Raw genomic sequence first — 8,903 nt, forward strand, 5'->3', positions numbered from 1 at the left:
GTGAGATAATCATGATCGTCGGGTCACGCATGGGAAGGAAAAACTCGCGGAGGCATCGCAAGAGGGGTGGCGCCAAGTGCATTGCCAGCGGATGGCAGAGAACATACCTTAGCTGTCCGGTTCAGCGGACTGCGACGACGGAATGATCACGTCAGCTTACACATTCGGCAGGCACATGGGAATCGCCGCCTTGGTGGCATGCCTGGCCACCGTGGCTTTCGCGGGACGAGCGTACGGCCAGTTGCCCATGGTCGATGAACCGCCCCTGGTCTTCGGGTATTTCCAGAATTCGCTCGCCTATGCCGATTCGGACGATCCCGATCCGGACAACACGTACTTTCTCCTGCAGCAGTTGAATGTGATTCTGCAGCGCGATTGGTCACCGGATTGGACCGCGTTCGTCAATCTGGAGTTCGTCAACACGTACTCTTCGAGCCGGATGACCGGCGCCTTCAACCTCGAGGAGGTCTGGCTGCGCCATCGATTCAGCCGACAACTGAGCGTTAAACTCGGCTTGCAGATTCCGGAATTCAACAGACTCAACGCCATCAAAACCAAAACGCCGCTTCTTCCCTACATCATACGGCCTTTGGCCTACGAATCGTCACTGGCCGACGTCGTCGCCCTCGATGAACTCGTGCCGTCCCAGGCGTTCGTCTCACTCTACGGATCAATTCCGTGTCGGGCTGTCAAGTTCGATCACGCGGTGTATGTGGGAAACAGCCCCAACATCAACACGGACAGGTCTCAGGGCCAAACGGGGGTGGACACGTCGAGGACGTTTCTTCTGGGCGGACGGTTGGGTGCCCGGACCAACGACATTCAGGTGGGTGTGTCGGGTACGATCGACTACGTTGATTTTCTGCAGTCGGTACGGGTCTTTCTCACCGACACGACGACCGACCTCAGGGAAGTACCTCGTTATCGATTGGGCGCCGACGCCCGGTTCATGGCCGGCCGGTTTGTCGTTGAAGCGGAGGCGATCATCGTGCGGTACGACGAGTCGTCGCCGGAGATTCATTTGAACAAAGACTTCTACTACGCCACGGTAATGGCGAACATCAGTGACCGCTGCGTCGCATATATCGGTTTCTGGTACCTTGAGCAGGAGGTCGTCGCCGTCGAAGAGAGGGGTATCGCCTTTCGTGGGCTGGAACATGGCAAGTACCGGCTCCGGATTCCGACCGCGGGCGCGGCATGGACGGTCACGGATGGAATCGTGCTGAAGGCGCAGGTCGGCCGCGCCGATCAGTCGGTCGACAACAAAGCATTCACTGTCAGTGAGTTCAGTTATTACGGAGTCGCCGCCTCGGCCATGTTTTGAGAGAGATTCGCGACACGATGAGAGCTGTCTGCACAATCGTTTTGCTCCTGCTGGCGGCGTCGGCGTCCGCCCAACAAGTAGCGATCATCGCGAATCGCTCCGTGCCGGCGGATTCGCTGTCGCAGCGCGAAGTCCTCGATATTTACTCCGGTGACGTGCGGACGTGGAAAAACGGCGTTCCGGTCGTGCCGTTCGATCTGAGTCAGGATGGCGTCGTCCGCGATACGTTCTATGAGTATCTGGGCAAGAAGTCATCACGGATGAAGTCGATCTGGATGAAGAACCTGCTGATGGGGGAATGCCAGCCGCCGCGCACCGTGGACAATGAGATCAAGTTGCTCGACCAGGTGTCGGCCACTCCGGGCGGCATCGGGTATCTCAGTCTGCAATCGGTCAACGACAGCGTCAAGGTATTGACGGTGATCGCCGGTTCCCCCGCGCCGGATTAGCCCGATCGAGCGCACCGGTACTATGCAATTCCGGCATTGGAAACTGGGCGTCAAGTTCACCGTCGCCGTCGGCGTCGTGTTTGCGCTGATGGCGGCCGGAAACCTCTGGTCGATGTCGGTCATCCTTTCGCTGAAATCCGATCTGGATGATGTCTCACGAAACTGGATGGGACGGATCATCGCCATCTCCGAGATCAATCGCAGCACCGCCGATCTGCGGATGCGCCAGCTTCGGTACGTGGCGTCCGACTCGCTTGCCGTTTTACAAGAACAGGGCGCAGAAATCATAACGCTGATCGATCAAATCAACAACAACCGTGACACCTATGAGGAACTGCGACGCATCTCGACCCGTAAGCCGGCTGACAGCTTGTATGAGTGGGGGCTCTACGACGCCTTCGATCGCAACTGGGATGCGTATCAGACCGACATTCTCTCGGTCATCCAATCAAAGCTGGTCGGCGGCGCGCTGCAGACGGTCGTCATCGGCAGCGACCCACCCGGCGACATATTCGACAGTATTCGAGTCAGTCTCAACAAGCTGGTGGAGATTAACAAATCGTACGCGGTTAAGGCGGCCGATGCGGCCGAGGCGCGCCTGCAGGCGTTTCGCGTGGCCAGTGAGATTCTGCTGATCGGCTCAATCCTGATGTCGGGCGTATTCACGATCGTCATCGTGCGACTGATCACCCGCCCGATCCGAAAGCTGGTCGCCGCGGCCGGGCAGGTGGCGGACGGCGAGTTGGATGTCCGGCTCGACATCGACAGCTGCGATGAGATCGGCAATCTGGCGGCATCATTCAACGTCATGACGCGCGCCTTGCGCGACTCGCGCGATCGGTCTGTACGACAGTCAGCCGAATTGCAGCGGCAACACTCGGAATTGCAGGCGGCGCACTTAGGGCTGGCGTCTCAGAAAGACGAGACCGACCGCGCCAATCGCGGCCTGGCCGATGCCCTGCACAAGCTCCGGGAAGCGCAGGAAGAGTTGTTGATGAAAGAGAAAACCGCGTTTCTGGGCCAGCTTGTGGCGGGCGTCGCGCATGAACTCAATAATCCGGCGGGCGCCTTGATGAGCGCCGATGATGTTTCGCGGCGCATTCTGAACCGTCTGCAGGCGATTAATGCGCAGCGGCCCGAGGCCACCGCAGAGGTGGCGCCGCTGATCAAATCCCTGGAAAACAACCTCGAAGTCTCTCGGACAGCGGCGGAGCGCATACGCGACATCGTGAGCAGTCTTCGCAGCTTCGCGCGTCTCGATGAGGCCGAAGTCCAGCAAGCAGACATCCATCAGGGGATTGACAGCAGCATCATCCTGTTGGGGACTGAAGTTCCGAACCGGATTACCATGACGAAGAACTACGGAGACCTGCCCAGAATCACGTGTCGACCGGCACAACTCAACCAAGTGTTCTATAACATCCTGCGCAACGCCGTTGACGCCATCGAGGGCCAGGGAGCAATCGCAATATCGACCGAGACCGATGGCGATTTCGCGCTGCTGCGATTCTCTGATTCCGGGCGCGGAATCCCCGCTGATCGTCTCCAACAAGTCTTCGGATTCACGTTGGGCCAGGGGGCCGGGCGTGTCCGGATGGGATCGGGGCTGATCGCATCCTACAGCATTATTCAGCAGCACCGCGGCGACATTGCGATCGAGAGCACCGAGGGAGTCGGCACAACGGTCCGTATACGGCTGCCGTTGGGCAGGAGCTGATTGCCGAGACTTCCGCTGTCGGTCGCAGCGTGGCTGCCGCTGCAGCCCGCAGGTCAGATCGAGGCCTCGACCGTCACGGTCTTGGACTCCCGCTCCATGACAGTCACCGTTCCCGTCATGCCGGAGAATTCGTGCAACCGACAGAAGTACGGGTACACTCCCGGAGCGTCGAACACGTAGGTGAACGATTGCGCATTCGTGAGCTGCTCGTCGAACAGATCACCCGCGTCGCCCGCCGCCGAGTTTTCACCGGATGTGATGGTGTGCGAGCCGGATGACGTCCAGCGGACCGTGTCGCCGACGTGAATCTCAACGTTCACGGGAGAAAAAGCAGTGCCCGATGCCGATACCGGCACCGTTGTCGGGGTCGCTTCCGTCACGGTGATCTGCCCGCTCATCCCCTCGGCTTCGTGCGGACGGCAAAAATAGTCGTAGTCACCGGCGGCGTCGAACACGTAAGTAAACTCCTCACCCTGCGGAAGGTCGGCATCAAAAAGGTCGCCCGCGTCCGAATCATCGGAATCGGTTCCCGACGTCACCGTATGGTCGCCGGAGACAGCGGTCCACCGAATTGTGTCACCGACGACGATCTCGGTAATTTCCGGATCAAACGTAGCATTGCTGTCCGAGCCATTCGACGAGGTGCTGCACCCGGTGCATAGACTTAGCCCCCACAAACCGACAACCACCGACAGAACGGTTACAGAGAGCCCCTGCAGGCACGGTAATCGCTTCATTGGTCCTCCTTGACAATTCACGGCTTGAGACATGATCTCGGACTGATACGCATTCCGCGTACTCAGGCCAATACAAACCGATGTGATGGGCTCTGCGCAAGTCAATACCGCCGGCCCTCGTCTTCCAAACCACTGCGTCTCAGGCCATGTTCCATCGCTCGGAACAACTCGGGCGATACGCAGATTGGCTCGGCCCATGCTTCGTGACCGGTAATCAGGCGATAATAGACTGTACAGGGATAGCCACGAACTACGCGCGGTCAACGGCGCCGGAATCCACAGTGGCCGCGGCTGCCACACCGACCAACCCATTGCCCTTATACCCGTTGCCGCTCGATTTCAGGTCATCGTAGGGATCATGGTGGACTGCGCCCGGCGGCAGCCAGTCCCAGAGATGGCCGAGTTCGCCTCGCAGGCGATTCATGTAGAAGTCTGGCAATTGCAGGGATTCCTGATCGAAATACGCGCGGAAGCTTCTGTCGGCAGACAAGCGGTCGCGGACCGCCCGATAGTATTTGATTCGTCCCGCGCCTTCGGTCGATATCGCCCGTAAGACATTGAGCGTCTTAGGAATCATTGTGCGATTCGCGGTGAACCGTCGTCGGATCGCGCGCCCCGAAAACGCGTAATGGCTCAAGTCGATAACCTGATCATAAAAGTCCGGCCATGTGTAGTTCTTCACGCGGACGTTCATGGCGTGGTTGTTGTTGAGGAAATGAAACGGAAACGGCAAGACACGCCCCGCGCGCAAGTAGTCGAAGTTGAGGTCGGCGGCGCGGCCGAATGAGGTCAGCAGCGAGAATGCCGGGAAAGCGCCGGGCGACAGATCGAGAAATTGTTTGGTCAGCTCAAAGGGCTCGGCGCCGTGATCAGTGTCCAGGCCGAGCACAAAGTTGGCCTGAACATACGGAATGTACCGGAGAATCATGTTGACATGTTCGGAGACCTTGCGGACTTTCGCCATGCCGGTGTCGGTGCCGGTCTTGGATTTGGCGCCCATGTCGAACCACGACTCGATCCCCGGCAAGAGCGCCTTGAATCCGTTGCGCTGCAGGCGGCGCACGTGATCTTCCGACAACAGGGAGAGACTGCTCTCCGCAACGAAATCGATGCTGTCGGGCGGGACGGCTTCCTCGATGGCGTTGAGGCAAGAATCGAATCGAACACCAAAATTGGGATCGTGCCATCCGACGTGCGGTCGCTTGAACTTGGTCAGCAGGAATCGGAGATCATCCTTCATGACCTCCAGACTCATCTCCTGATACGGAACCGCGGCATCGATGCAGAAACTGCAGGTGTAAGGGCAGCCCAAACTGGCGATCATCGGCACGATTTTGATGAGCGGGGCCTGCTGGAGCGTCGCCTCGACGAATTTCCACCGTTCGCGAACGCCCGGCAACGTGTCGGGCTGGCGTTGCGCCGAGAGGTGAACACCGAGCGGCCGATGTTTGCAGCAGTCGCGCAATACGTCGTCGATGACGGTCTTGTCGGTAAAACCAAGTACGTAATCGAAATACCGGCGGGCATCCTCGGGATAACATCGGGCGTGCGGCCCGCCGAGCACGGTGATCGCGCCGCGCGATTGCAGCATGCGGCTTAACGCGTATGACAACTGCGCCGCCTGGGTGAACGCTCCGATAAATACGATGTCCTGGTTTTCGGGAAGCTGCTTGAGGACGCCGGCCGACCCGGTGTGACAGACTAAAGTCACATCGTGCCCCTTCTCTTCGCACCAGACCGCGACCACCTGCGGCATAATGCTCGCGAAGTTGGCGTTCATCACGCGCGCCCACATGCCGGGACGCGGTGATTTTGTCACCAGATCGATGATGCCGATTTTGAGTTTGCGCACGAGGACCGAGGTCTACTCCTGACGATGTGTTGAGCCGGTCGCGGCCATTGACTTGGGTGATTGATGCTTCGGTTCGCAAACACAGGGCGGATTTGTCACAAGGCATGATACCCTTCGGTCACGGAATGAACCACAACTATTCGCGGTGCAGCAAGAACGCTCCCCGGGGACCTAACGTTCACGAACGCAAGTAGTTCCGCCCGCGACCCTTCCCTGCCACCGATCAACTGGTTGGCAATAAACGGTATCGCCGGCGGCGAATGGCTTGCGTTCAATCCAGCGAGAGCCATAATATGATCGAGGCAGAAGTCGCAGCCTTTGCCCTACCAGCCCGGCTTACCGAGGTGAAAATGAACCCAGGTCAACTGAACATCTGTGTGGTCGTACTCGCGGTCTCCTCGTGTCTGCTGGGGACACTCCATCCGCTCGCATCATCGGCCGAAACCGCTATCGCAGCGAACACATCGGACGGTGCAATCATTCCCAACGTTGGGCAATGGAAAGACGACGTCCTGTGCCGTGCGACCGGTTCGGATGGGACACTCTGGGTCACGCGATCGGGAATGATGTTCGTCGCTCCTGAACACCAACCGGTCCCACCGCATCTTTGCCAGGATTCAAAGGATTCACACCGGGAGGTGTTTCGATCTGCCGCATCCAGGATTGAATCCCGGGTCCACCCGCAGATGGCGTTCGGCGAGTCGGCAACACCACTGAGTCTATCAGTCCAATCCGCCGTTTCGTCGCGGGCGCATTTCTTTCTGGGCAACAATCCGGATCACTGGCAAGCCGATGTCCCCGTCTATCGAACCGTCAATGTCACAGGGTTTGATGCCGACGTCAAACTCGTCCTCGACGTTGCGGGCGGTGTGTTGACCGCACAGTGGGAGTCACCCGACGAGAACCTCTTGTCAGCAGTCCTCGATAGACTGGGATTCACCGATTGGGATCAGACGCCCGTGGGGCTGAGATCGGTAAAGTCGCCTGAGGAGTATCACGGAGCCGCGACTCAAGGCGCATCGAGACCGGCGACGGCCGCTGCATCGGTCACATTCGCCACCTACCTGGGCGGGACCGACTTTGATGCCGTCTATGGAATGACTCTCGATCCCAACGGCGACATCATTCTGATCGGAAACTCTGAATCAGCCGATTTTCCGATGGTGAATCCGTACGACGGGACATTCGGGGGCGGTTCCTTCGGCGACGTCGTGGTGATCAAACTCGACGGCGATGATGGCTCTGTCGTATTCAGCACTTACATCGGCGGCACCGGTCCCGACATCGCCGCCGGAGTCGTCACTGATGAATCAGGCAACATCTACGGAACCGGGATCACCGGTTCGGCCAACTCATTCCCGCGTGTCAACCCCTATGACATGACGTACAACGGCTCCGGAGATGCCTTCATATTCAAGCTCTCCCCTGCCGGAACTGTTTTGCTGCAGAGCACGTTATTGGGCGGCAGCGGCGAAGACTATGGGCACGCGATCGATGTCGGCGCGGACGGATCAGTGTATGTTACCGGCCACACTGAATCGGCCGATTTCCCGGTTACGCCTGAACTGGAAGATACCTTTCAGGGTGGTGTCTGGGATGCGTTTCTCTGCGTGCTGGGTCCGACGGGGACGACGCTGGCATTCGGGACATTTCTGGGCGGATCATCCGACGAGGATGGACTGGCCGTGTCGGTCGATCCGGCGGGTAACTGTTATGTGAGCGGATGGACCGGATCGTCCGATTTCCCCATGGCCAACGCCTACGACGATTCCTACGGCGGTGGCGAGCGCGATGTCTTCCTCAGCAAGATCAGCGCAACGCGCACGCTGACATACAGCACCTACCTCGGCGGTTCCGGCAGCGACTATGCAACGGGAATGGCCCTCGGCTCCAGTGGCGAGGTCACCCTGAGCGGAGTGACGCGTTCAACTGAGTTTCCGTCCGTTAACGCGTACGATGCCACGTTGGGAGGTTCCCAGGATTTGTTCGTCACGCAGGTTGCACCGGATGGCCAGTCGCTGACGTTTAGCACCTATCTGGGGGGTGATGCCGAGGAATTCAATGGCGTCGTCGCCATGGGCGCGTGCGGCTTCCCATCGGTGAGCGCATACACGTACTCCGACGACTATCCGACGATCAATGCGTTGGATGACGTGCTGGACAATACGCCGGATGTCGTCGTGTCGATCCTGAGTGCCGACGGTTCTGCGCTCAGCTTCTCGTCTTACCTGGGCGGGGATTCCACCGAGTTCAACAACGCTATCGCGATCCGGAATGATGATCTGTTTGTCTGCGGTGTTTCGAATTCGACGAATCTTCCGGTCGTCGGCGCCAGCGCGTCGCCCCTGAATGCCGGGTATGACGGCTTTCTCGTCCGGCTGACCGATCTCGGGCTGCTGGATTGCCCGTGCGATTGTCCCACACATGCCGATCCCAACGATGACGATGTCGTCAATGTCTTCGACGTCGTCATTGCGGTCTCAATTGCGTTCCGCAGCGAGCCCCCCACGCAAGACATCCTCTGCCCCTTTGAATCCACGGACGTCGACTGCAATGGCGTCACCAATGTCTTCGACGTCGTCAAGTTCGTCGATGTCGCCTTCCGTTCCGGCAATCCGGCGACGAATTTCTGCGATCCGTGCCTGTAACGGCGCTCACGTTTTCCCGTCTGACGGCAAAAAAACCCTGCCCCGTGTGAGATCACGGGGCAGGGGGTTGTGTTGTCGTACGCGGTGATGTGTGGTGCTACTTCATCAGCGTCATCTTGCGGGTGGCGACGAAGCCGCCCGATGAGATGCGGTAGAAGTACACACCCGAGGCCACC

Annotated in this window: 6 protein-coding genes; 4 read left to right on the forward strand and 2 right to left on the reverse strand. The window is 58.9% G+C overall.

Features of this window, described 5'->3' with window-relative positions; all coding sequences use genetic code 11:
• Window positions 1-142 precede the first annotated feature (142 nt).
• Genes VGB22_10550 through VGB22_10560 form a run of 3 tightly spaced genes read left to right on the forward strand, consistent with a single transcriptional unit; the run spans window position 143 to window position 3,490 of the window.
• Complete coding sequence (locus tag VGB22_10550) at window positions 143-1,324, forward strand: hypothetical protein (protein HEX9751705.1); 1,182 nt, start codon at window positions 143-145, stop codon at window positions 1,322-1,324.
• A 17-nt stretch (window positions 1,325-1,341) separates the two neighbouring features.
• Complete coding sequence (locus VGB22_10555) at window positions 1,342-1,773, forward strand: substrate-binding domain-containing protein (GenBank protein ID HEX9751706.1); 432 nt, start codon at window positions 1,342-1,344, stop codon at window positions 1,771-1,773.
• A 22-nt stretch (window positions 1,774-1,795) separates the two neighbouring features.
• Window positions 1,796-3,490: an ATP-binding protein gene (locus VGB22_10560; GenBank protein ID HEX9751707.1), complete on the forward strand. Its 1,695-nt coding sequence runs from the start codon at window positions 1,796-1,798 to the stop codon at window positions 3,488-3,490.
• A gap of 53 nt (window positions 3,491-3,543) precedes the next feature.
• Here the strand turns inward: VGB22_10560 and VGB22_10565 are convergent, their stop codons facing one another.
• Window positions 3,544-4,227, reverse strand: coding sequence for a plastocyanin/azurin family copper-binding protein (locus VGB22_10565; protein ID HEX9751708.1), 684 nt, complete (start codon window positions 4,225-4,227; stop codon window positions 3,544-3,546).
• 250 nt (window positions 4,228-4,477) lie between these two features.
• Window positions 4,478-6,079 (reverse strand): radical SAM protein, encoded by a 1,602-nt coding sequence (locus tag VGB22_10570; protein HEX9751709.1) that lies wholly within the window; start codon window positions 6,077-6,079, stop codon window positions 4,478-4,480.
• 350 nt (window positions 6,080-6,429) lie between these two features.
• Between VGB22_10570 and VGB22_10575 the strand changes: the two genes are divergently transcribed.
• Window positions 6,430-8,727, forward strand: coding sequence for an SBBP repeat-containing protein (locus VGB22_10575; GenBank protein HEX9751710.1), 2,298 nt, complete (start codon window positions 6,430-6,432; stop codon window positions 8,725-8,727).
• The last annotated feature ends 176 nt before the right edge of the window (window positions 8,728-8,903 follow it).

The organism is Candidatus Zixiibacteriota bacterium (assembly GCA_036397555.1).
Taxonomy (GTDB): Bacteria; Zixibacteria; MSB-5A5; order WJJR01; family WJJR01; genus DATKYL01.